The organism is Kribbella qitaiheensis (genome assembly GCF_042657745.1).
GTDB lineage: Bacteria > Actinomycetota > Actinomycetes > Propionibacteriales > Kribbellaceae > Kribbella > Kribbella qitaiheensis.
Map to the genome: position 1 here is coordinate 161,596 of NZ_JBHSKE010000005.1, position 21,472 is coordinate 183,067.

The 21,472-nt window shown below is 67.0% G+C and carries 14 protein-coding genes; 8 read left to right on the forward strand and 6 right to left on the reverse strand.

Translation table 11 applies throughout. The features are described 5' to 3' along the window. Positions 1-200 precede the first annotated feature (200 nt). Genes ACFPJ1_RS03860 through ACFPJ1_RS03870 form a run of 3 tightly spaced genes read left to right on the forward strand, consistent with a single transcriptional unit; the run spans position 201 to position 10,050 of the window. Complete coding sequence (locus tag ACFPJ1_RS03860) at positions 201-3,950, forward strand: AAA domain-containing protein (protein WP_380101404.1); 3,750 nt, start codon at positions 201-203, stop codon at positions 3,948-3,950. Beyond that, complete coding sequence (locus ACFPJ1_RS03865; protein WP_380101405.1) at positions 3,947-7,501, forward strand: phospholipase D-like domain-containing protein; 3,555 nt, start codon at positions 3,947-3,949, stop codon at positions 7,499-7,501. Before ACFPJ1_RS03860 ends, ACFPJ1_RS03865 begins: the two co-directional genes overlap by 4 nt. Beyond that, on the forward strand, positions 7,498-10,050 hold the full coding sequence (locus tag ACFPJ1_RS03870) for an ATP-binding protein (RefSeq protein WP_380101406.1): 2,553 nt from the start codon (positions 7,498-7,500) through the stop codon (positions 10,048-10,050). Before ACFPJ1_RS03865 ends, ACFPJ1_RS03870 begins: the two co-directional genes overlap by 4 nt. Here ACFPJ1_RS03870 and ACFPJ1_RS03875 read toward each other — a convergent pair. Further along, complete coding sequence (locus ACFPJ1_RS03875; protein ID WP_380101407.1) at positions 10,022-11,194, reverse strand: hypothetical protein; 1,173 nt, start codon at positions 11,192-11,194, stop codon at positions 10,022-10,024. The genes ACFPJ1_RS03870 and ACFPJ1_RS03875 overlap by 29 nt on opposite strands. A 1,284-nt stretch (positions 11,195-12,478) precedes the next feature. On the opposite strand from ACFPJ1_RS03875, the gene ACFPJ1_RS03880 reads away from it, so the two are divergent. Both ACFPJ1_RS03880 and ACFPJ1_RS03885 read left to right on the forward strand, forming a co-directional pair. After that, positions 12,479-12,925 (forward strand): MarR family winged helix-turn-helix transcriptional regulator, encoded by a 447-nt coding sequence (locus ACFPJ1_RS03880; RefSeq protein WP_380101409.1) that lies wholly within the window; start codon positions 12,479-12,481, stop codon positions 12,923-12,925. Beyond that, positions 12,922-14,136 carry an MFS transporter gene (locus ACFPJ1_RS03885; RefSeq protein WP_380101410.1) on the forward strand — a complete coding sequence of 405 codons (1,215 nt, stop codon included), beginning with the start codon at positions 12,922-12,924 and terminating at the stop codon, positions 14,134-14,136. Before ACFPJ1_RS03880 ends, ACFPJ1_RS03885 begins: the two co-directional genes overlap by 4 nt. A gap of 30 nt (positions 14,137-14,166) precedes the next feature. Here ACFPJ1_RS03885 and ACFPJ1_RS03890 read toward each other — a convergent pair whose 3' ends face one another. Beyond that, complete coding sequence (locus ACFPJ1_RS03890) at positions 14,167-14,736, reverse strand: TetR/AcrR family transcriptional regulator (protein ID WP_380101411.1); 570 nt, start codon at positions 14,734-14,736, stop codon at positions 14,167-14,169. Between the two features lie 90 nt (positions 14,737-14,826). Here ACFPJ1_RS03890 and ACFPJ1_RS03895 point away from each other — a divergent pair, with 90 nt between their 5' ends. Both ACFPJ1_RS03895 and ACFPJ1_RS03900 read left to right on the forward strand, forming a co-directional pair. Beyond that, a complete protein-coding gene (locus ACFPJ1_RS03895; protein WP_380101412.1) occupies positions 14,827-17,373 on the forward strand; it encodes a bifunctional FO biosynthesis protein CofGH in 2,547 nt (848 codons plus the stop codon). 77 nt (positions 17,374-17,450) lie between these two features. Next, complete coding sequence (locus ACFPJ1_RS03900) at positions 17,451-17,603, forward strand: hypothetical protein (RefSeq protein ID WP_380101413.1); 153 nt, start codon at positions 17,451-17,453, stop codon at positions 17,601-17,603. Between the two features lie 28 nt (positions 17,604-17,631). Here the strand turns inward: ACFPJ1_RS03900 and ACFPJ1_RS03905 are convergent, their stop codons facing one another. Beyond that, positions 17,632-18,084 (reverse strand): hypothetical protein, encoded by a 453-nt coding sequence (locus ACFPJ1_RS03905; RefSeq protein WP_380101520.1) that lies wholly within the window; start codon positions 18,082-18,084, stop codon positions 17,632-17,634. Here ACFPJ1_RS03905 and ACFPJ1_RS03910 point away from each other — a divergent pair. After that, on the forward strand, positions 18,001-18,174 hold the full coding sequence (locus ACFPJ1_RS03910; protein ID WP_380101517.1) for a helix-turn-helix domain-containing protein: 174 nt from the start codon (positions 18,001-18,003) through the stop codon (positions 18,172-18,174). The genes ACFPJ1_RS03905 and ACFPJ1_RS03910 overlap by 84 nt on opposite strands. Positions 18,175-18,561: 387 nt before the next feature. Here ACFPJ1_RS03910 and ACFPJ1_RS03915 read toward each other — a convergent pair whose 3' ends face one another. The 3 genes from ACFPJ1_RS03915 to ACFPJ1_RS03925 all read right to left on the reverse strand — a co-directional run bounded on the left by ACFPJ1_RS03915 (position 18,562) and on the right by ACFPJ1_RS03925 (position 21,430). Then, positions 18,562-18,750, reverse strand: a complete 189-nt coding sequence (locus tag ACFPJ1_RS03915) for a hypothetical protein (protein ID WP_380101414.1) — start codon at positions 18,748-18,750, stop codon at positions 18,562-18,564. A 114-nt stretch (positions 18,751-18,864) separates the two neighbouring features. Next, positions 18,865-19,482, reverse strand: a complete 618-nt coding sequence (locus tag ACFPJ1_RS03920) for a hypothetical protein (protein WP_380101415.1) — start codon at positions 19,480-19,482, stop codon at positions 18,865-18,867. Continuing rightward, a complete protein-coding gene (locus tag ACFPJ1_RS03925) occupies positions 19,475-21,430 on the reverse strand; it encodes an acyl-CoA dehydrogenase family protein (protein ID WP_380101416.1) in 1,956 nt (651 codons plus the stop codon). The genes ACFPJ1_RS03920 and ACFPJ1_RS03925 overlap by 8 nt, the downstream gene beginning before the upstream one ends. Positions 21,431-21,472: the final 42 nt, after the last annotated feature.

Genomic DNA, 21,472 nt, shown 5'->3' on the forward strand with positions numbered 1-21,472 from the left:
TCTGCAGCTACGACTCAGTCGTTTTCCACCCGTCGGCTCATTTGTGGCTCATTGACCGCAGGGAAGCACCGAGATCGGCGCCAGCCGGGGTGCAAACGAGCGTTCGATGATATTTTCTTGGCTCGTGGATCCCCCGCCGGGGCTTCGTTCTGGTTAACCTGAACCTGTGCTCCGACAGCGTAGAACCCGCCCGGTCCGAGATGTCAGCTGAAATCGTTCGGGCGCTCCTCCAGCAGTTCCTGATGGGCGAGGACGCCAGCTTCGGACCCTACTCATGGATCACTCCCGACGAGCCCGAAGAGATCGAGGAAATACTCAAGGACCGGCTGTATCGGACGCAACTCGTGGACCGGCGGAAATACGGCGTCGAAGTCCAGATCTTCCTGGGTATCGAAGATCTCGGCGGCCTGCTCTGGGAGCAGGACGTCCGCGCGTTGATGCGAATTTCCGCCTCGACGCACCCCGGCTTGGCAACCATCGTGGACGGTGGATATGTGCCGGCCGATCAGACCAACAACATGACGCCGGCAGGTGGCATGGCCTTCGTCGCCACCCGTGCCGAGTACGGCTCCCGTCCCTACGGCGAGCGCGACGCGGTGTACCTCCACGATCATCCGGAGCTCGCATTCCACCAGTTCCGTTCACTCGTCCGGGCACTGGCAGACCTGCATTTCGCCGGCCTGACGCACCGCAACATCTGCCCGTCAGGTCTCAGCGTCGTCACACCCGAGAGCCGCAGACTGCAGTTCTCCCGGTACGAGCTGAGCGCCTTCCTGACCGACCTTTTCCGGGCAACGGTGGACAGCGCCGAATCCACCGCCGAGCTCCGCGCGCTGCTGCTGCCGGAAACGGAGTGGCACTACGTGCCGCCGGAGCGGGTGGCGTTCTTGCTCGGTAGCGACGCCGATCTGGTCGAGAACGTCGGGTCGGATGTCTTTGCGCTGGCCGCACTGGCGGCCGAGTGGTACCTAGGCTCCCTGCACAAGCAGCCGGCTCTGAGCCCCGCGAAGCGTGCGGAGCAGGAAGACGGTAGCCACGCGGTCGAGCAGCAGCGCGCTTACGCGCGCCGGCTGCAAGCTGTTCTGCGGGGTGACCGAAGTATTCCGCCAGACCTCGCCGAGATCCTCGCAAAAATGCTCAGTCCCGACCCCGACGATCGGCCGGCTGCCGACCTCGTTGTCGGGATGCTTTCCGAAGCGTACGACCGGATCCTCAACACCTTCGCGGGCCCTGAGCTCGGGCGTCCCCACCTGCTCGTCTACATGCCGAAGGAGAGCACCGACACCATCTACAAGTGGAGCCTCATCGACCACAGGCCGGATACCGAGGTGGGCGAGCAGGAACTGGCTGCCTTCATCGGCGACGACATCCGAGGCGCCTATGTGACCGACTCTCCTCTCGGCGCCACGCCGTTCGTCTCGGGCCATAACCTCGTGGGCCTCAGTAGCGCGCGGGTGCTGGTCAAGGGCCGGGACGTTGCCTGGTTCTGCGACTACTTTCGGCCGATGGACCAGGACGGCAATCTCAGTTCGCCGACCGACAGGGCGCTGGTCATCCGGTTCGTCGCTCGACTCGACATCGCGGCGGTCCGCCGCGGACTCGAGCAGCTCGACTGGTCGTCTGCCCGCCGGATGCCAGACGTCGATCTGATCGCCAGGAACGTGTCCGGGCTGCTGATGGATCGTAAAATCGAGCGGGCACCGTCGTGGACGTCACGAGTGGAGGCCACCCGCACGCAGAGCACAGTGACCGGACCTGAGGTCGAGTTCCGCGACGCCTTGAGCTGGCTGATCGAATACCAGGAGACCGAGCTGGCCGCTCGCACCTATCCCTTCCTCCGGGTGGACGACTACGAGGGTGGTCTGGTCACCGTTCGGCACGATCTGCCCGCGGACCAGCGACGAATCCGCGGATCCGCGATGTTCGTGAAGTACGCCGCATCGGCCGCCCTCCGGCCCGAGTTCGGTCACTTTTTCGCTCAGCTGGAGGACGAGGAGGGGGAGAGCAAGGTCGATGTCTTTGCCGACCGGTCCGGGCGGCCAGGTGAACGGGTGACCACCGCCACTGTCGAACGCGTTGAAGGCGGCGACCGGATCGTTCTCCACCGCAAACATGGCGATTCTCCCGTTCCGGCGCAGGGGTGGATGCGTGCGAGCGGCGAGCGCGGGACCAAGGTGGGGATCGAGCGACAACGAACGGCCGCCACTTCCCTGTACGGGAACACGTATCTGCAGGGCCAACTGCGCTCGCCCTTCGCCATTCGGACGTTGGCGCACCGATGGAAGGACGTCGGCAAGGATCTCGAGGGAAACGCTCCCGAGGTCGTTCAGGACATGCTGGTGAGCGAGCCGTTCGTTGCCATCCAGGGGCCGCCGGGTACCGGGAAGACGCGGGTGGCCGCGACGGCGATCGCCGCCTATCTCCAGCATGACCCAGCCGGCAGGGTGCTGGTGTCCGCGCAGTCGAACTTCGCACTAGACAACCTGGCCATCCAGGTGTTGAAGGAGGTAGGCGAGATGGACGCCGACGGGCGGCCAGTGACGCCGCCCGCAGGCTCTGCAGGCCTCGCGAGTCGACCACTCGCCTTGAGGGCGACCACGTCAGGTTCAGAGGCCGGCAAACGGGTGGACAGTGCCATCCAGCCCTGGCGGCGACTGAACGCGGCCATGCGACTGGCTCGCCAGCTCTACAGCACGGTCGGCCGCCGCCAGCCCATGGCCGGCAAGGATCTTCGCGATGTTTTGGAGGACTGGCGTGAGATGCTGGCCGACTCGGGCGAGTCCGTGATTCCAGAACTGGCCGACCGCCTTGCCAGGGGCGCCAACCTGGTGTTCGCCACGTGTGCCGCGTCGACTCCGGACATCCTCATCGGCTCGTCGGAGGCCCTGTTCGACTGGGTGATCGTCGAGGAAGCGGCCAAAGCGTGGCCAACCGAGATCGCTATGCCTCTCCTGCTGGGGCGCCGCTGGACGCTCATCGGGGATCACTTCCAGTTGCCTGCTCACCGGCGCCAGGACCTGCAGGCTTTCCTCCAAGACTGCGTGGCAGATCCCAACGAGGCGATGGCCACGGTGACAGCTGAGCGGGCGGCCTCGTTTCTGCGCCACTTCGACATGTTCGGTGGGCTCTTCACCGACCGGCCGGACCCATCGTCGAACCGCAAGCCACCGCTGCACACACTCAGAGTGCAGTTCCGGATGCGCGAGCCGTTGGGTGAGCTGGTGAGCAGGTCGTTCTACCCGGTACCGGGGCCGATGGTCCGCGGCGGCCTGCCCGAAGGCAAGCTCAGCTCCTTCTACTCAGGAGCGCGACGAGACGGAATTCCCGCGCTCCACCTGCAGAATCCGCCGATGCTATCCGGGCTGTCAGTGGTCTGGCTGGACACCCACGACACTCCCGCCTGTCACGACAAACCCCACTGGTCGAACCCGGGCGAGGCATCGGTGGTACTGCGCCTGCTCGAGGTTGTCGATCCTTTTCCGACGGCGGGCAAGAACGGTCATGGGCCAGACCCACTCGCCGTGCTCACGCCCTACCGCGAGCAGTTGCGGCTGCTCGCAGGATCGAGCACGGCCGCCCCGCATCTCGCCACCGTCCACGCCTTTCAGGGGCGCGAGGCCGACATGGTCATCGTTTCCCTCGTGCGGGACACCGTGCACGGGCACGGCGCGGCACGAATCGGTTCCGGCTTGGGACATCTGGCGCAGGCGCAGCTGGCAAACGTCCTGTTCTCCCGGGCACGCCGAATGCTCGTCATCGTCGGCCGGTTCGACCACTACGCCGAGATCATGGGCGAAGGTGGGTTCTGGACCAGAGTCTGCCGTGCGGTGGAGCTCTACGGCAAACGCCTGACGGTGAAAGAGGTGCTGGGAGACGTCCCCAACCGGTTCGCCGACGGCGTCGACCTCACGTCCATCGGTCCGTCCGCCGATGACAGGCCGACGTCATGACGGCGGTCACACCGGTCAGCGAGACGCTCACCATCTACGTTCCGTGCGATGTGGCATCTGTCCGTGCGCGCCTGGGCTATCAGGACACGCTGACTCCTATCGAGCAGATCGTGCTGCGGGCCGTGCACGCGGGCGCTGCGACGCTGCCGGATCTGTGCGTCGAGCTGGGATTTACCCGGCGAATGGCAGTCGATCTGGTGCACGACCTGTGGCAGGCGAACTATCTCAGGCTCGTCCGGTCCTACGCCGGGCTGCAGGTCTCGCCCACCGTCGGAGAGAAGATCACGCGCGGTCGGCTGGCCGAGTTGCCGAGTGCCGAAACGGTCGTGGAGAACCGGGCAGTCATGATCGAGAAGCTCTCCGGATACCTGCTGCCGGTACGCCGTCGTGAATTGATGGCGCCGCGTGACAGATCGCTCGCCGTCCCGATCGAGAACAGCCCGATTCTCATCCAGGACGCGGAAGTCACTGACATCATCGAAGCTCTCGAGCGTGATCTTCGCTCGGAGGACAGGGAGGAATCTGGTCGCCAGTACCGGCGCGTGCTCGGTGCCTACGTCCAGGAGACCGGCGGTGGGGCCGGAGCAGGACGACGGTGGCTGCCCCTGGATGTCCGCGCAACGGTTGACCCGGACACCGACCAGCTGATGATCTCCGTCGTGGACGACGCGCTTCCGGCCGCGCACCGCGACCTGAGCAGCCGGACCCTGACGACGTTGGTTACGAACCGGCCCGATGACGAGTTCACTCGGGCCCTTCGCGGGCGTGCCCGCCCTATTCTCCTGGATCAGCCGACGCTGCCATCGATCGTGGCGCGGCTCACGCAGCTCGCTGGACGCGCAGGCGAGACCATGGCCGGCCGGCGGATGAAGGCCCATGGCGAGTTGGAGTCGCTGCTGGGGTACACGCGCAGCATGATCGGAGAGTACCTGGCCCAAGAGGTGACAGCGGACCTGGTGGTCGGCGCCGACCACAACGCAGTCCTTGACGAATTGATCGATGAGGCGCGAACGCAGATCGTCATGGCCGGGCCATGGATGCGAGAAGGCGGCCTGACCGCCATCGAGGATGGACTGGCGAAGGCGATGACCGAGCGCCGCACACAGGTGTGCCTGCTGTGGGGGATCGGGTACGGCGAGAAGAAAGACCCGCGGGCCGCCAACGCCCTCTATCAACTCGCGCTGAAGACAAAGGCGCGTTCGTACGGCGCGCTGGACACAGAGGATCTCTCCGAGCCGACCGGCGCCGGCGCGGTGAGCACGTCCAGCGTTGCCGTGGAAGGGACACCCACCGGCCCATGGTTCTTGGTGCCGCCGGACTCCTCCCGCATCCACGCCAAGCTCGCTGTGGCCGACGCCCGAACGGCCCTCGTGACCAGTTGGAACTTCATGAGCAAGGCCGACGCACGGAATGAGATCGGAGTCGCGGTTCGGGCGCCGGGGCAGGCGGCTTCCGGCCGACCTGTGCACGATCTGCTGCGATGGTCCAGTTCCCGGCTGGGGTACCAGATGAGTCGGCAACTGCTGGCGCAGGAGAGCGCGTTCGCTCTTCCCGCCAAGTCCGAGACTGCCGATCCGGAGCCCGACGATCTCCGACTTCAGACCCCCGGCCCACCTCCGGGTGAGGGCACGGACGAGAACACGCTCGGTGCCGTCCGGCAGTGGGCGTCCAACTGGTCCTCAACGGCTGCCGCGATCAGCGGTTGGCTGGCAGGGCGCACGCTGCCCACGGCCACGCTGGTGATCGACGGCGGCCACCGACAGGCTCTCTGGTCAGCGCTCCGTCGGGCCCGCGTACGGCTGGTCATTGCCTCGCACCGGCTGAGCGGCGAAGTGGTCAACGACCAGCTGATCCGAGCCCTGGAACTCGCGCTCGAGCGCAACGTCGACGTCCGAATCCATTACGGCGAACCGCACTCTGGGGAAGACATCGATCCCGAGGATCCCGCCGGGACGGCAACGACGGCCGAGTGGATGCTGTTTCAGCTGGCCGAACGGTTCCCAGGCCGGCTGATCGTTCGCAGGTCCGGTACCCATGCCAAAGTGCTCCTGTGGGATGACGTCGCGGTCATCGGCAGCTTCAACTTCTTGTCTCACGAAGGCACGTACAGCACCCGGAACGCCTTCCGGCAACGAAGTGAGATCAGCCTCCAGCTGTCCGGTGCGGCGTTCGCCGACGATGTCGCCCGCTGGGCGGGACTCGCCATCACTGATCGTCCCGACCAGGAGAATCTTCCAGCATCGGTATCGGACCCGCTGGCCGCAGAGGCGCAGCAGCTCCTCAACGCCGTCGCGGAGGATGCCGATCCGGCGGATTCCGTGGAGCACCACCTTGCTGCGAGCGGTCACCCCTGGCTGCTGCTCGATCGACTCAGTAATGCCTCGACATCCGTGCTGCGGATCGCGGCGGCGCTGTGCCTGAGTCAGTGGCCGGACGACGGGGCACCGGGGCGTCGTCTCCACTGGCACCGCTGGCTGGTGACCGACCTCTGGACCTCCGGTGCCTATCTCGAAGCCGCCGTCCTGCGAGCCGCCCTGACGGAAGACACGGCGCGGCCGCGAACGGCGATCGCGATCCTGGCAGCTGCCCGGAACACGCCGCAGTATTCGACCGCCTTCCTGGAGGCCTACGTCGAGCTCCCCCCCACACCGGGAGAAGGCGTGCCGCTGCGTCTTGACCTGACCGATGTCGAGTCCGGTGAGCGCTCCGCGATCTTGGCTGCGGCGGTCGAGCTCGTACTCTTCCGCGCCGACCCGATGGCGATCGAGGTCCTGGCCGAGTACCAGACACTGCTGTCCCGGCCGCAGGAGACCACCGACATGATGCGCCTGGTTCCGGCTTGGAGGCGGCTGGTGAGTGCGGCCATCACATTCGCCGAGGAGGGGTCTGGACGCCCGCTGCCGCAGGACCAGATCCGTGTACTCATCGCCCAGGGCGACGCACCGCTCGCCGTAACTCGGCTGTGGGAACGCCTTCGCATCGCCATCCGCCGAGCCACCGAAACTCAGCTGGCGAACACGCACAGCCAGCGAACTCTTCATGAACTGATGCGTACCGATGAGGGAGGGATAGGCGCCTTGGGCGAGATCGCCGAGCAGGAGAGCCGTTCCCTGCTGCGCACCTGGGTCGCTCAGGCACCGACGGCGGAGAGTGGCTTCGGAAAGTGGATCGACCAAGCCGGGCAGCGGGTCGATCCATCTCGGCCGGCCATCCACAGCACGCACCGGCGAAAGGTGATCCGGGACTTGAGCCAGATCGTCCGGGAGGCCCGGCGACTCGATCGCCTGCCCGATGCGGTAGAGGCGACGAGCGGCCCCGAAGAGATCGCGCTGCTGACCGCCGCGCGGCACTGCGCCGCTGTCGTCGCGGAGGTACTGCCGGTGATGATGCTGGATGCCGACTCACCTGAGGCCGGCGTCCCAGAAAGGCGCCTGGTCCAGGACATCATGCGAGATCTCCTCCTGCTCGAGAGCTGGCACCTCGCCGAGAACTCGGGGACCAGTGGTGACAGCGCTGACGAGCACACCGGAGCAAGCGGAGGGTCGCGGTGACACTGGCAGAGCTCGTCGCAGAGTCACCACGGCGCTGGCGCTATCTCGACCTCACGCAGGCGCTTGCCGATGGCAACTTGCCATCGGCGCCGTCGGAGTTGTCCGGACTGTTGCTGCGTGGCCTGGCCCGACCCCGCGACCCGTATGCAACCCTCGAGGCCCTGGTCGCCGCAGGCGAGTTCGACACCGCAGAGCTTGTGTACGAGGACATGCAGGACCCGCAGGGACCCGGATCGGCCGATGACGATCCGCGGATCGCGGGCATTCCGGACCTGCTGTCAGCGGCCCGAGACACTGCCCGGCGCCAGATCGAGACGAAGTGGGAGACGCTGAACAAGCGCGCTGAGCGGGCCGGCCTGGCTCTTGCGCCGGTCGATCCACTGCTGACCGCCGTCGCCAGCTCTGCCCGCGCCGTGGACCGGCTGTTCGCCATCCGGAAGCTGGATGTCGAGAATGCCGAGAGCGGCCGACGTAAGCAGCTGACCGTTGAGCTGAGTCGAACGGCGGCCGGCGGCCAGCTCTCGGACCTCCCGCTCGGTGTGAACCGTGCGCTCGAAGCCGGTGACTTCGATCTTGCGCAGGAGATCCTGCGCGCCGGCCCGGATGGATCGCTCGACGTCGGCGGTCCGCTCACGGTCCCCCAAGTGCCGACCGGCCTGCCGTGGCCGGACTCGTTCGACGAGATGCTCGACCGGTTCGGTCGCCGAGCGCGCGCGACGGCAGAGGAGAACCGGTTCCTGCCAGACCACGACGACGACGCGGCCGCGCAGCTGGTCGACGCGATCGGCGCGCTTCGCGCGGCGAAGGATCTTCCGCGGGCGGAGGCGCTGGCACTGAGCATAGCCAAGATCTGCGACGGCCAGGCGCATTTTCCGGCCGCGAGCTCCGGGGCGGATACCGAGCTCACCTTCCAGCTCACCCCGAACGACAGCATGCTGACCAGCTTGTTTCCGTCGATCCGGCGCGGCATTCCGATCCGTGTCGATCTGTCGCCGGACGACATCCCGGCGGGCCCGCCACCATCCCGCGGCGTGACATTCCATCCGGGTCCACCGTCCGATGCGAACGGGGAACCAACGACTCTGTCAGCTACCGACCTGCTGCTGATCCTGGCTCGGCCCGCACGTAACGCCCCAGTTCGGTCGACGCGATCGATCAATCTGCTGCGGGCGCTGCTACGCCGCATCCCGCCCGCCGACCTTCTGAGCGACGGCGTCGAGCTGGCTGGCCCGCTTCCCCCACGCACTGCTCTGGCGTGGGTCTTCGACCTCCTCGACCGTGCCCCGGACCAGTTGTTGCTGGACGCGTTGCTGTACGAGATCGGGGAGCATCCCCTCGCGCTTCGGACCGCCCTGCTCGCGTTGACCGCGTCCGTTGACCGCGGCGCCCGGCTGACCCTCGACGACTGGCGCCCGTTGGTCTCCGGCCTTCTGCCGCAGCTCCGCCTCGACGTTCTGGACTCCGTTCGGGCCGGGACGACGTTGCAGGCCACGCTGTGGCTCGCGGTGCAGAGTTTCAGCTCCGGTGGCCTCTTCAGCGACGCCGACGTCTACACGTCGATGAGCGCGGTGGCCGGCCCACGTGGCCAAGAACGCCTGGTCGATGCCCAGAGCATCGGCGATGCGCTGCACGGCCTGGTGCGGTTGCGCATCCTCCGTCGGTCCGACGCCGGTTTCCGCCTGCCGGCGACGGCCCTGACCGAAGCACTGATGAGCAATCCGCTCGACCTCGAGACTCTGGCCAAGGATCTCGAACGCCAGGCCGTATCCCTGAACGAGGCCGCGACGGCGGTCACCGGCCCCCTCGCAGTTCGGGCGATGAGCCACCGGCTGGACAATGACGTGTTGCGGATCGGCCGCGTACTGGACCGGGCGCTGAGCCGCGGTGACGACGAGCGCGAAGTGCTCCGAGCCGATCTGGATCAGGTTCGGACCGAGATCTCCGTGATGCGCGGCGGCGCCTATGCCAAGATCTACTTCGACTCGATTGCCCCGGGTCAGGTTATCGACGTGCGCCAAGTCGTCAGGCAGGCCACCGGACAGGCGCTCACCACCGTCCCGCGGGGGATGGCAGTGGAGGCTGATCTTCCATCATCGGCCTGCCTGGTCGAGATCGTCCCCGCTCTTCTTGAAACCTGCCTGCAAGACCTGATCCAGAACGCCGCGGCGGCCCTGTCGGGTATCGAGCCTTGGCCTAGGGCCATGATCTTCGTCACGGTGCGCGTAACGGGCGATGGCGCCGTGGAACCGGAGTCACCGCCCTCGGCTCCCCGAGACGCGGTGATGATCGAGATCCGTGACAACGGCCCCGGCTTCCCCACCGAGCAGTTGCCCCGGTTACAAGCGGAGATCGGTGTCGACGAAGACGTCCGGCGGCTGCTGGCCGGTTCGGCCGAACACGGTCGCGGTCTGCCGCTCGCCGCCGCGATCGTCCGCAACTTCGGTGGTGATTTGGAGATCTGTGAGCAAGAGCCCGGAGCGGCCGGAGGGCTGATTCGGCTATGGCTCCCGCGGCACACGATCACTCCCGACGAGCCGAAAGACGCGTGAACTCCTCCGATGCCTCTTCGAACTCACCTCGCTCCAGTAAGGCTTCGACGACCTTCAGCTCATCGCGGAACTGCTTCAGACGGGAGCGGCCGATGGTCCCTTGTCCGAAGGTCGCGTCAGCCCTCAACCTCGCGCTGTCCAGACAGCGTTCGAGCCATCTGCGCGCGACAGCGGGTTCCGGGCTCATCACATTCTCTGCCGCCTTGCGGATCGAGCGCTCATCCAGCCTTCCGCCGGCTGCGGCTTCCTTCCGGACGCAATCCAGCAGGCGGTAGTGCACGAGAAGGTTTTCGTTCTCGATGGTGCTCGGATCCGTGTCTACCGTCAGCAGCGACGGACGTACGCTAGTACGGTCGCGCAGGTACTCGGCGATTCGGAGTCCCTCGTCGCGGGGAGTCAGATCTGCATTGAGGTGCCGGTCGATGAGTGCGCCCCTGACGTCGTCGAGTTCCCCGCTGTTCTTCACCTTCAGCCACTCGACGTAGGAGGACACAGGCAGCACGTCGAAGCCTTCGGCTTCCAGGATCTCGGTCAAGGCGTCGAGCACCTGATCTTCCACGATCAAGAGCTTGCCTTGTGGCGACTGCTGCTCGACCAGCCGGCGCAGGCGAGTCTCGTCCGGGAAGCAATCGGCGAAGGCAACGAGTTCAGGCATTGTCTGCCGCCGGTCGACAACTCTGCGAGCAGCCTCGACCAAGGCGGCTCGGTCCTCACCCAGTACGGTGTCCTGCTCATCGATCTGCCAGCGATCGAAGGGGTTGCCGCGCCAGATCGAGAGCAGGTGGCGGACTTGGTCAACGTCTGCACCGTCCGGGTGCGCGGCGGACGCGAGGCGCGACATGCCCTCGACAAAATCCCACGCATCCACCGAGACTTCCACTTCCGGTCCACCAAGGCGGTACGCGCCGGCGCCATTCTTCAGGTTTGTGATCGGCACACCATGGTCGTTGCGCAGCGTCCGCAAACTCTGGTGGACGCCGTTCAAGTCAGCCGAATCGGAACTGTCCGGGTACAGCAGCCGTTTCAGCCTCTGCGGTTTCAGTCCCTCGGCACCGGCCAGCGCCAAGAGCGCCAGAGCTCGCGGTACGACGCTGCCACGAATATCGACGACCTCACCGTCCCGGAAAACCTGCAGGTCGCCCAAAACCCCAATCGTCCACTGACGTTTGCCAGGCAGGTAAATCACCCCCCACTGCCGACCCGCCCATCAGACGCGGGCACATACATGTGTAGAAAGCAATCGTACGGACTTCTGCGCGACATCGGGACAAATTCAATCGACTAATTCTGGTTCGAGGTCAGGAGAATGAGACGCCGTCCGCCCGGAGTCGTGGTCCTGCTAGCCGAACTCGATTCACGTTTGTCGTCCAGGGCCCTGCCCGAGAGCGCGCAGGCCTGATCAGCATCCGGAATCCACCCTGGAGTCGCTCGGCGGCACGCCATCTCGTTGCCTACATCGGTGCCATATTCAGTCCATGTGCCGCCGGCTGCGTATGCCCCGAGGATCTCTTGGTGCACCGATTCTATTTGACCGGCTCGGCGTGATCACCAAGCCGAGGACAGGGCCCCCAGACCACTGCTGGAGCCGGTCTGTGACAGATCCGCGCGAAGTTTGCTATGGATACGATGAGCGAATCACTGGACGACAGCGGTTGTCTGGTGGCCACAACTTCCACTGCGGGACGATGCGACTGTCGAGGTTGGCAACCACAGGTCACCATCGGGTTCGCGTCCACTGTCGCCATCTGGTCGCGCTGCAGCTGACCGTTGAGCTGGCCGGGGTTCAGTTGCGGGCACGCCGTCTTGGCGAGTCCTCATCCCCATCGGCGTTGCCCTTCCACTCTGGATGGCAATGACTCCGTCTGCATTGTGAGCCGATGGCATTCGCCGCGTTCGGCTGGTCGCTTCTACTCGCAGCATCGATGGTGTGGATCGGGATGGAACGCAGCGCCGGAGTGGCTTGTCGATCGAGCAATTCGACGCGGATTTCGGGCGGCTAGCCGCAGAGCTTGTGGCGGCACTCCTGGCCTGGCGGACCGAACTGACGTCCTTGTCGAAGGCCGTGTCCCTCAACCTGCCGACCTGTGCTTCGGTCCTTCGCGTCATCCATGTCGCTCGGGCAGCCGACGGCACGATCCTGGAGGTCTCCGAATCTGTCTGCCGGCCGCGCGGGTGCAGATCGTCGACGAGTACGAGATCTCGGCCGAGCCCGACCAACCCCAGCACCAGTCGGACATCTGACCGGTCGAAGTGGCCGGTCAGGGTAGGCCTTCCAGTCGAGCGGGGCCGCCTCAGTCGCACCAGCCTCAGAACCAATCTCAGATTGACCGACACAAATCTGAGATCGGGCGATTCTCGACAACCGGGTCAGGTGACCTGGCTCACTCGTTCTGGAAATGCATAGCTTTCCTATGTATCGTTGAGTCACATGATCGCTACGACAGCTCTGACTCAGCTTGGTGTCGACGTGGTCGTGGCGGCGGCCCGGTTGGCGCGGCTCGCCAGCCGCGACGTGAGTGCGCTCCCCCACGCGGCGATGCGGCTGCTGGGGCGGCTGGACGAGCTCGGGCCGACCCGGATCAGCGAACTGGCCAAGGCCGACCGGTGTTCTCAGCCGACGATGTCGAACCTGGTCCAGCGCCAGGAGGAGAGCGGCTGGGTCCGGCGCGAGCCCGACCCGGCCGACTCGCGCGCCAGCCTGATCAGCCTCACCGATGCCGGCCGGGCGGAGCTCGACCGCGCCCGTCAGGAAGCCGGGACCGCCATCGCGGCGCGCCTGCGGCACCTGCCGCCGACCGACCTCGCCACCCTCGAGGCCGCGGTCACCGTCATGCACTCGATCCTCACCCTCGATCTGGAGGACAGCCCCCGTTGAGCAGCAACTCGTTCCTCAAACAACCCAAGTCCGTCTGGGCGGTCGCCTTCGCCTGTGTGATCGCGTTCATGGGCATCGGCCTGGTGGACCCGATCCTCAAGCCGATCGCCGAGCAGTTGCACGCGAGCCCGTCCCAGGTCTCCCTGCTCTTCACCAGCTACATGGCCGTCATCGGTGTCGCGATGCTGATCACCGGCGCGGTCTCCAGCCGGATCGGCGCGAAGCGCACCCTGCTGATCGGCCTGGCCATCATCGTCGTGTTCAGCGCGCTGGCCGGTCTGTCCAACTCGATCGGCATGATCGTCGCCTTCCGGGCCGGCTGGGGCCTGGGCAACGCGCTGTTCATCGCGACCGCGCTGGCCACCATCGTGAACTCCGCGAGCGGTTCGGTCGCGCAGGCGATCATCCTGTACGAGGCGGCGCTGGGCGTCGGCATCGCGGCCGGCCCGCTGGTCGGTGGTGAGCTCGGCACGATCTCCTGGCGCGGCCCGTTCTTCGGCGTCGCCGTCCTGATGACGATCGCGCTCGCGGCGACGGCCTTCCTGCTCCCCGCCTCGCCGCCGGCACCTCGCCGTACCTCGATCATCGAACCGCTGAAGGCACTGCGGCACCGCTCGCTCGCCACCGTGGCGGTCACCGCGTTGCTCTACAACTTCGGGTTCTTCACGCTGCTGGCGTTCACGCCGTTCCCGCTGGGGATGTCGGCCCGGCAGATCGGCCTGATCTTCTTCGGCTGGGGCATCGGGCTGGCCCTGACCTCGGTGTTCGCCGCGCCCCGGCTGCAGCGCCGCTTCGGCACGCTGCCCGTGGTGATGACCTCGCTGCTGCTGTTCGCCGCCGATCTCGCGGTGATGGGCGCGTACGCACACCACCGCGGCGTGCTCGCGGTCGGCGTCATCGTCGCCGGGTTGTTCCTCGGCGTGAACAACACCCTGATCACCGAGGCCGTGATGGGCGCGGCGCCGGTCGAGCGCGGAACCGCCTCCGCGGCGTACAGCTTCGTGCGCTTCTCCGGTGGTGCGGTCGCGCCGTGGCTGGCGGGCAAGCTCGGCGAGGAGGTCAACATCCAGTTGCCGTTCTACGTCGGCGCCTTCGCCGTCCTGCTCGCGGTGGGCGTGCTCGCCAGTGGCTGGAAACCGTTGGCACACCTCCGGGTGCCGAAGGCCCACTCCGAAGCCGAGGCCACTGCCCTCACCACCGCCGACGCCTGAGAGAGTCTTGGGCTGAAGCTGGTCCCGACGTCAACGCAGTAGCGTCAGCAAGGCGGAGAAGTCGTCCTTGTTGTAGGGGCGGGCGCCGATCAGGGACTGCAGCAGGATGCCGTCCAGCGCCGCGACCAGCAGGCTCGCCTTGTGCGGGTCCGTGGTGAAGTTGCGCGCGATCTCGGTGAGCGGCTCCAGCCACGCCGCCGCGGCTTCACGCAAGGCGGGGCGACGGACCGCGAGCAGATAGAGCTCGTACTCTGCGAGGGTGCGCCCGCGGCGGTAGACCAGGCAGTGTTCGATCAGCCGGGCGAGCTCGTCGGCAGGACGGGCGCCCATTTCGTTGACGCGCTCCTGCAGTTCGGCGGTCAGGTCCTCGGCTGCCCAGGTCAGCGCGGCGACCAGCAGATCGTCGAGGCTTGCGAAGTGATAGGTCGTGGAGGCGAGGGAGACCCCGGCCTGCGCGGCGACCGCCCGATGGCTGACGCCGGCGACGCCGTCCCGCTCGATCACAGCCAGGGTGGCGGTCAGCAGTTCCGTCCGCCGGAGCCGGCCGCGGACCAGCCGACCGTCCGGCCTCGGTGCTCCCAGTACCTCTCTGACCTGCACGAACGGCAAACTACCAGGACGAACGTACCACTTGATTTTGGGTCCCGGATTCGGTCGGATCGGGCGATTTCACGACATACGCTCGTCGTCGTGACCGATCCCGAACAGCGCTCAGCCACTCCCCGCAACACCTCGATCAGCACCGCCATGCGGCGCGCGTTGAAGCGTGCCGACGACGGCAAGACGCTCGACCCGGCCGAGGTTGAAGTCCTCCTGTCCGCCACGGGCGAGGCGCTCACCTCGCTGATGGCGACGGCCGCGCGGGTGCGGGACCAGGGGCTGGCCGATGCGGGGCGCAGCGGAGTGGTGACGTTCTCGAAGAAGGTGTTCATCCCGCTGACCCGGTTGTGCCGGGACCGCTGTCACTACTGCACGTTCGCGACCACCCCGGGCCGGGTCCACTCGCCGTACCTGAGTCCGGACGAGGTGTTGGAGATCGCCCGGCAGGGTGCGGCGTTGGGGTGCAAGGAGGCGCTGTTCACGCTCGGGGATGCGCCCGAGGACCGGTGGGACGCGGCGAAGACCTGGCTGGAGGAGGCCGGGTACGACTCGACCCTGGACTATGTCCGGGCGATGGCGATCCGGGTGCTGGAGGAGACCGGGCTGCTGCCGCACCTGAACCCCGGAGTGATGTCGTGGCAGGACCTGCAGCGGTTGAAGCCGGTCGCGCCGAGCATGGGCGTGATGCTGGAGACGACCTCGCGCAGGTTGTTCGAGGAGAAGGGTCAGCCGCACTACGGCTCCCCTGACAAGGACCCGGCGATCCGGCTGCGGGTGCTGGAGGACGCCGGCCGCTCGAACGTACCGTTCACCACCGGCCTGCTGATCGGCATCGGGGAGAACCTGGCCGAGCGGGCCGACTCGATCTTCGCGTTGCGTCGGATCGCCCGGCAGTACGGCGGGATCCAGGAGGTCATCATCCAGGGGTTCCGGGTGAAGCCGGACACGGCGATGCGCAACGACGCCGACGTACCGCTGGACGAGTGGCTGGCCGCGATCGCTGCCACCCGGGTCGTGCTCGGACCCCGGATGCGGGTGCAGGCACCGCCGAACCTGGTCGACCTGGCCGAGTGCCGCCTGCTGCTGGACGCCGGAGTCGATGACTTCGGTGGGGTGTCGCCGTTGACCCCGGACCACGTGAACCCGGAACGGCCGTGGCCACAGATCGACCACCTCGCCAAGGTGACCGCCGACGCCGGGTTCACCTTGCGGGAGCGGCTGACCGCCCACCCGGAGTACCTGCGCGAGCCGTGGCTGGATCCGCGGCTGATCTCGCATGTGGAGGCGCTGGTCGATCCCGAGACCGGGTTGGCGAACGAGGCTGCCTTCCCCAAAGGGCTGCCCTGGCAGGAGCCCGACGGCGGCTGGGACAGCGTCGGCCGGACCGATCTGCACACCGCGATCGACACCGAGGGTCGCCGGACCGAGACCCGGTCGGACTTCGACGCGGCCTACGGCGACTGGGACGTACTACGTGAGGACGTCGCGAACAGGGCTGCACCTGAACGGATCGACGGCGACGTCAAGCAAGCCTTGGCCGCGGCGGAGCGCGACCCGGCCGGGCTGTCCGACGCGCACGCGTTGACGTTGATGACGGCCACCGGCCCGGCGCTGGACCAGCTCGCCAAGATCGCCGATGAGTTGCGCAAGGCAACAGTCGGCGACGACGTCACCTACGTGGTGAACCGGAACATCAACTTCACCAACGTCTGTTACACCGGCTGCCGGTTCTGTGCGTTCGCCCAACGCCGTACCGACGCCGACGCGTACTCCCTGTCGATGGACGAGGTCGCCCAGCGCGCCGAGGAAGCCTGGGTGATCGGCGCGACCGAGGTGTGCATGCAAGGCGGCATCCACCCCGACCTGCCCGGTACTGCGTACGCCGACCTGGTCCGGGCGGTGAGGGACCGCGTGCCCGACATGCACGTGCACGCCTACTCGCCGATGGAGATCGTCAACGGCTCCGTCCGCACCGGCCTGTCGATCGAAGAGTTCCTCTGCTCGGTCAAGGAAGCAGGACTCGGCAGCATCCCCGGCACCGCGGCCGAGATCCTCGACGACGACGTCCGCTGGATCCTCACCAAGGGCAAGCTCCCGACGGCCAGCTGGATCGAGGTCATCACCACCGCGCACAAGGTCGGGCTGCCCTCGTCGTCGACGATGATGTACGGCCACGTCGACTCACCCCACCACTGGGTCCAGCACCTCCGCACGATCGCCGCGGTGCAGGACCAGACCGGCGGGTTCACCGAGTTCGTGCTGCTGCCGTTCATCCACACCAACTCACCCATCTACCTGGCCGGTGTGGCCCGGCCCGGGCCGACGTACGACGAGAACCGGGCCGTGCACGCGATGGCCCGCATCATGCTGCACGGGAGGATCGACAACATCCAGTGCTCGTGGGTCAAACTCGGCGTCGACGGCTGCGTCGCAGTACTCAACGGCGGCGTCAACGACATCGGCGGCACCCTGATGGAAGAGACCATCAGCCGGATGGCCGGCTCGAAGCACGGCTCCCGCAAGTCGATCGAGGAGCTGACCCAGATGGCCACCGCCGCCGGACGTCCGGCCCGGCAGCGGACCACGACGTACGGCGAGGTCCAGCGGCACCCGATCAACGCGCTGGAACTCGCCTGACGCTCAGCGATGAACTGACCACGGAACCCCGACGTACAGATAAACAACAGTGCATCAGTACGTCGGGGGGGAACATCATGCTCATCGCCATTCTCGCGATCGTCACGATCGCGATCGCACTCGGTCTGTACCTCGGCCTGACCGCGAAGCCGGTCCTCGACGACCTGGTCGACCTGCGCCGGCCACCTGATTCCGAAGACCTGGCAGGCGAAACCCGCGACGCCGGCTGACCTCACGGACCGGCCGCGTCGCCGTCCGTCAGCGCGCGGGGTCGAGGTCGACCGCGACCGTCGAGCGAGTCCGGCGCCTGGTGCCGAGGCGGTGGCCGAGAGCTACCAGCAGGAAACCGACCAGGTAGATGCCCGCGGTGACGACCAGGCAGCCGACCGGCAGCTCCTTCGGATCGGTCGGGAAGGCGTCGCCGTCGCCGCCGATCGAGAACCTCAGCAGGTAGACGGACTGGAACGTGAACGAGTAGCCGAAGATCGCGATGTACGCGATGAAGGCCGAGATCCGGTTCCGCAGGAAGAACCCGGTTCTGCGTTGGATCCGGCGATCGTGGCCGCGCTGGTGACGCCGACCAGGGTGGACGATCCGCTGGCCGCCTTGTCCGCAAGGGAACGCGAGGTGCTCGGGCTGGTCGCGGAAGGCCTGTCGAACAGCGCGATCGCAGCTCGGCTGGTGTTGGCGGAACGGACGGTCGAGACGCACATGCGCAGCATCTTCCAGAAGCTCCGGATCGACGACCACCCGGACAGCCACCGCCGGGTCCTTGCCGTCCTCACCCAACTCACCGCCTGACACGTCATTGCCTGCCACCCGCAGCTTCCCGAGGTACTGATCCCCAGAAATTGCATCACTACCTCGGGAAAAGAAACGCCGACCGCGTCGGGTGTCGGTCACCACCTCACTGGCGACCGGCACCCCGGCGACACGGCCGGCGTCTTGCTTTGCCCCGAGAGGGCGGTTCGGCCCGAAGGAGGGAGGTGCCGCCGTCTCATTCCGTGACCGGCAGGGGAGGTACAGTCCGGTCGCGGACGGGAGTACCGCGGTACCGCCTGGAGCCTGTGTCAGCGACCCGTCCGTCGCCGACAACAGAACGTTGTCACGAGGTGGCGGAGAGCCGCCACGGACCGGGTCAAACATTTGCATTGATCTTGACTAAGGCGACGCTCTGTATACCGGGCCTCACCTTGCGTACTCACCAGTAGAAGAAATTGCCTTCAGCAACAACAACTTGAAGATGCGGACCAGACCGGTACTACGCCGGCGCAGCTCCTGCGCCGCTGCACTCCACCCATTCAGGTCGCGGCTCCTGTCCACCCCGAGCTGCTGCGCCGGCACCGCTGTACCGAACGACAGGTAGAGGTCGCTCACGACGTCCACCCCCACGCCTACCGAGACGGTCAAGGCGCTGACACAAGGCAGTACTCCCTGTCGGTCCGTACGCCGCAGAGGATGCCGAAGGGTGCTGCCGGCAACCAGACGCTGTTAGTACGGGTAGGTGTCGTCTCGGCGGGTGGGGTCCATGTCCCAGAGGGAGAACTCGACGACCTTGTGGGACTCCTCGCCGCCGGCGGGGCTCAGGCCGAGGCCGTCGTAGTCCTTCGAGCCGATGCCGTCGAGGTAGCCGAGCAGCTCGAAGGCCGAGCGGGCGTCCTCGATGTCGTCGATCACGTCGTCGTTCTGCGCTTCGTCGGAGCGTCCGCGGACATACGCGATGAACGCCTCCGGGTCCGTCACCACGAAGTCGTACCGCGCCTGGTAGCTGAGGCGGATGCCGTTCTCCGGCACCAGCGGCTCCTCCAGATCGTCGAGCTCACCGCGCTCGACCATCTCGCGGTAGTCGGCCGGGTCGTCGAAGTCGTCGGGTCCCAGCGGCAGGTCGTCGAGCTCGTCCGGGTCGTAGGAGTCGATGCCGAGGAAGATGTCGCCCCAGCCGCGCTCGTGCACGGCGTCGGCGAGCATCCGGGCCTGGACCCGGACGTTCTCGATCGCCGTGGTGGCCCGTAGATCGTGCAGGTCCAGAGCGTCGGCTTGTTCCAGCAGCACCTTCGCCAGTTCGCGGGCGGCCTCGGCGGCCGACGCGGGCTCAATCGGCTCACTCATGCTGCGACGGTACAACCATCGGCACATCGACTGCCGCGCCCGGTACTCCGAACGCCTCCACGAGCTCGTCCGCGTGCGGCCGGACGGCGGCGCAGAGCTCGTTCACGAGCGCAGTGATCGCCTTCGATCGAGGGCCCGACAACCGGCCGTGCTCGATGTACCAGGCCCGCTCCGCCTCGATGGTGGCGAGCGCATGCAAGTCGTACAGCTCCTTCAGCCGATCCTGCACCGGCCCCTTGGGCGAGGCCTGTACGGCGGTCAGGAACGCCTCCAGTACGACGCGCTCCACGTGCGCCCGGCCGGCCGCGATGACGTGATCCTGGCACCGGTTGAACACCTCGAACACGTCTTCCCCGGCGTCGATGCCGTTCTTGAGCCGTCGGGCCACCCCGGCCAGCATGTGCTCCTCGCGGAACCGGACCATGCCGCAGTGGTACGCATCGTCCCGAAGCCCGGCATCGGGGTCGGTCGCGTCGTTCCGATTCGGTACTGCGTCGCGCAGCCGCTCGACCACTGTCCGCAGCGCGGTCTTCTCGACCGCGATCTCCACCGCCTGCGCGGCGATGAACCGGGCCGTCCCGAGCGGATCGAGCTTCCCGAACGACTCCCGGTAGTTGGTCAGCAGCCCCTTCGCGACCAGTTGCAGCAACACCGTGTTGTCACCCTCGAAGGTGGTGAACACCTCGGTATCGGCCTTCAGTGCGGCCAAGCGGTTCTCCGCGAGATAGCCCGCGCCACCGCAGGCCTCACGGCACATCTGGATGGTCTCGGTGGCATGCCAGGTGCCGATCGCCTTGGTACCGGCCGCGTGCGCCTCGAGGGCCCGCTGGTCGTGCTCGGCGCGATCCCCGAGGCCGCCCTCTGCGTTATCCGTGCCGTCGCTGCCGAAGATCCGGACGAACTCGTCCACCAGCTCGGCCTGGGCGAAGTGCAGCGCGTACGTCCTCGCCAGCAGTGGGAGCAACCTGCGCTGATGCATCCGGTAGTCCAGCAGCAGCGCCTCCTCGGCACTCCCGGGCGCGCCGAACTGCCGCCGCCGGTCGGCGTACCGGATGGCGATGGTGAGCGCCACCTTGCTCGCGTTGATCGCGGCGCCGCCGACGGAGACCCGGCCCTGGACGAGGGTGCCGAGCATGGTGAAGAAGCGCCGGTCCGGGTTCTCGATCTCGCTCGAGTAGGTGCCGTCGGCATCCACCTGCGCGTAACGGTCCAGCAGCGCAGTACGGGGTACACGGACCTGGTCGAAGACGATGCGGCCGTTGTCGACGCCGTTGAGGCCGAGCTTCGGGCCGCAGTCGCTCAAGGTCACGCCGGGCATCGACTCGCCGTCCGGCGTACGGATCGGGACGAGCAGGCAGTGCACGCCGTGCGTCTCGCCGCCGACGACCAGCTGGGCGAAGACCGCCGCCATCCGGCCGTGCCTGGCCGCGTTGCCGATGTAGTCCTTGCGCGCGGCCGCGGTCGGAGTGTGGACGACGAACTCGTCGGTCGCCGGATCGTACGTCGCGGTGGTGCCGAGCGCCTGGACGTTCGAACCGTGCCCAGTCTCGGTCATCGCGAAGCAGCCGAGCAAGCGGCCCTCGATCGCGTCGGTGAGGTACCGCTCGTGGTGCCCGCTGGTGCCGAGGTGCAGGATCGCCCCGGCGAACAGGCCGAACTGCACCCCCGCCTTCACCATCAGCGACAGATCCCCGAACGCCAGCGTCTCGAAGCCGGCGATGAAGCCGCCCAGGTCACCCTGCCCGCCGAACTCCTTCGGGAAGCCCCTGCCGGTGTGTCTCTCGGCGGTGACCTGCTGCATCACGGCGAGCACCTGATCGCGGTACTCGTCCCGCGACAGGTCCAGCCCCGCGTCGAGCAGCCCGGCATTCGCCGCCAGCCCGTCCCGTACGACGTCTCGCACCGCCTTGTGCGGCCCGTCCAGGTACTCCCGCAGCCCCGTGCTCATAGACCAAACCTTTGTCGCGGGCACAGGTAGCGGCGTAACGAC

Coding starts and splice junctions, on each gene's coding strand:
- ACFPJ1_RS03925 (WP_380101416.1), bottom strand. CDS start 21,430: ATGAGCACGGGGCTGCGGGAGTACCTGGACGGGCCGCACAAGGCGGTG.
- ACFPJ1_RS03865 (WP_380101405.1), top strand. CDS start 3,947: ATGACGGCGGTCACACCGGTCAGCGAGACGCTCACCATCTACGTTCCG.
- ACFPJ1_RS03900 (WP_380101413.1), top strand. CDS start 17,451: ATGCTCATCGCCATTCTCGCGATCGTCACGATCGCGATCGCACTCGGT.
- ACFPJ1_RS03880 (WP_380101409.1), top strand. CDS start 12,479: ATGATCGCTACGACAGCTCTGACTCAGCTTGGTGTCGACGTGGTCGTG.
- ACFPJ1_RS03860 (WP_380101404.1), top strand. CDS start 201: ATGTCAGCTGAAATCGTTCGGGCGCTCCTCCAGCAGTTCCTGATGGGC.
- ACFPJ1_RS03920 (WP_380101415.1), bottom strand. CDS start 19,482: ATGAGTGAGCCGATTGAGCCCGCGTCGGCCGCCGAGGCCGCCCGCGAA.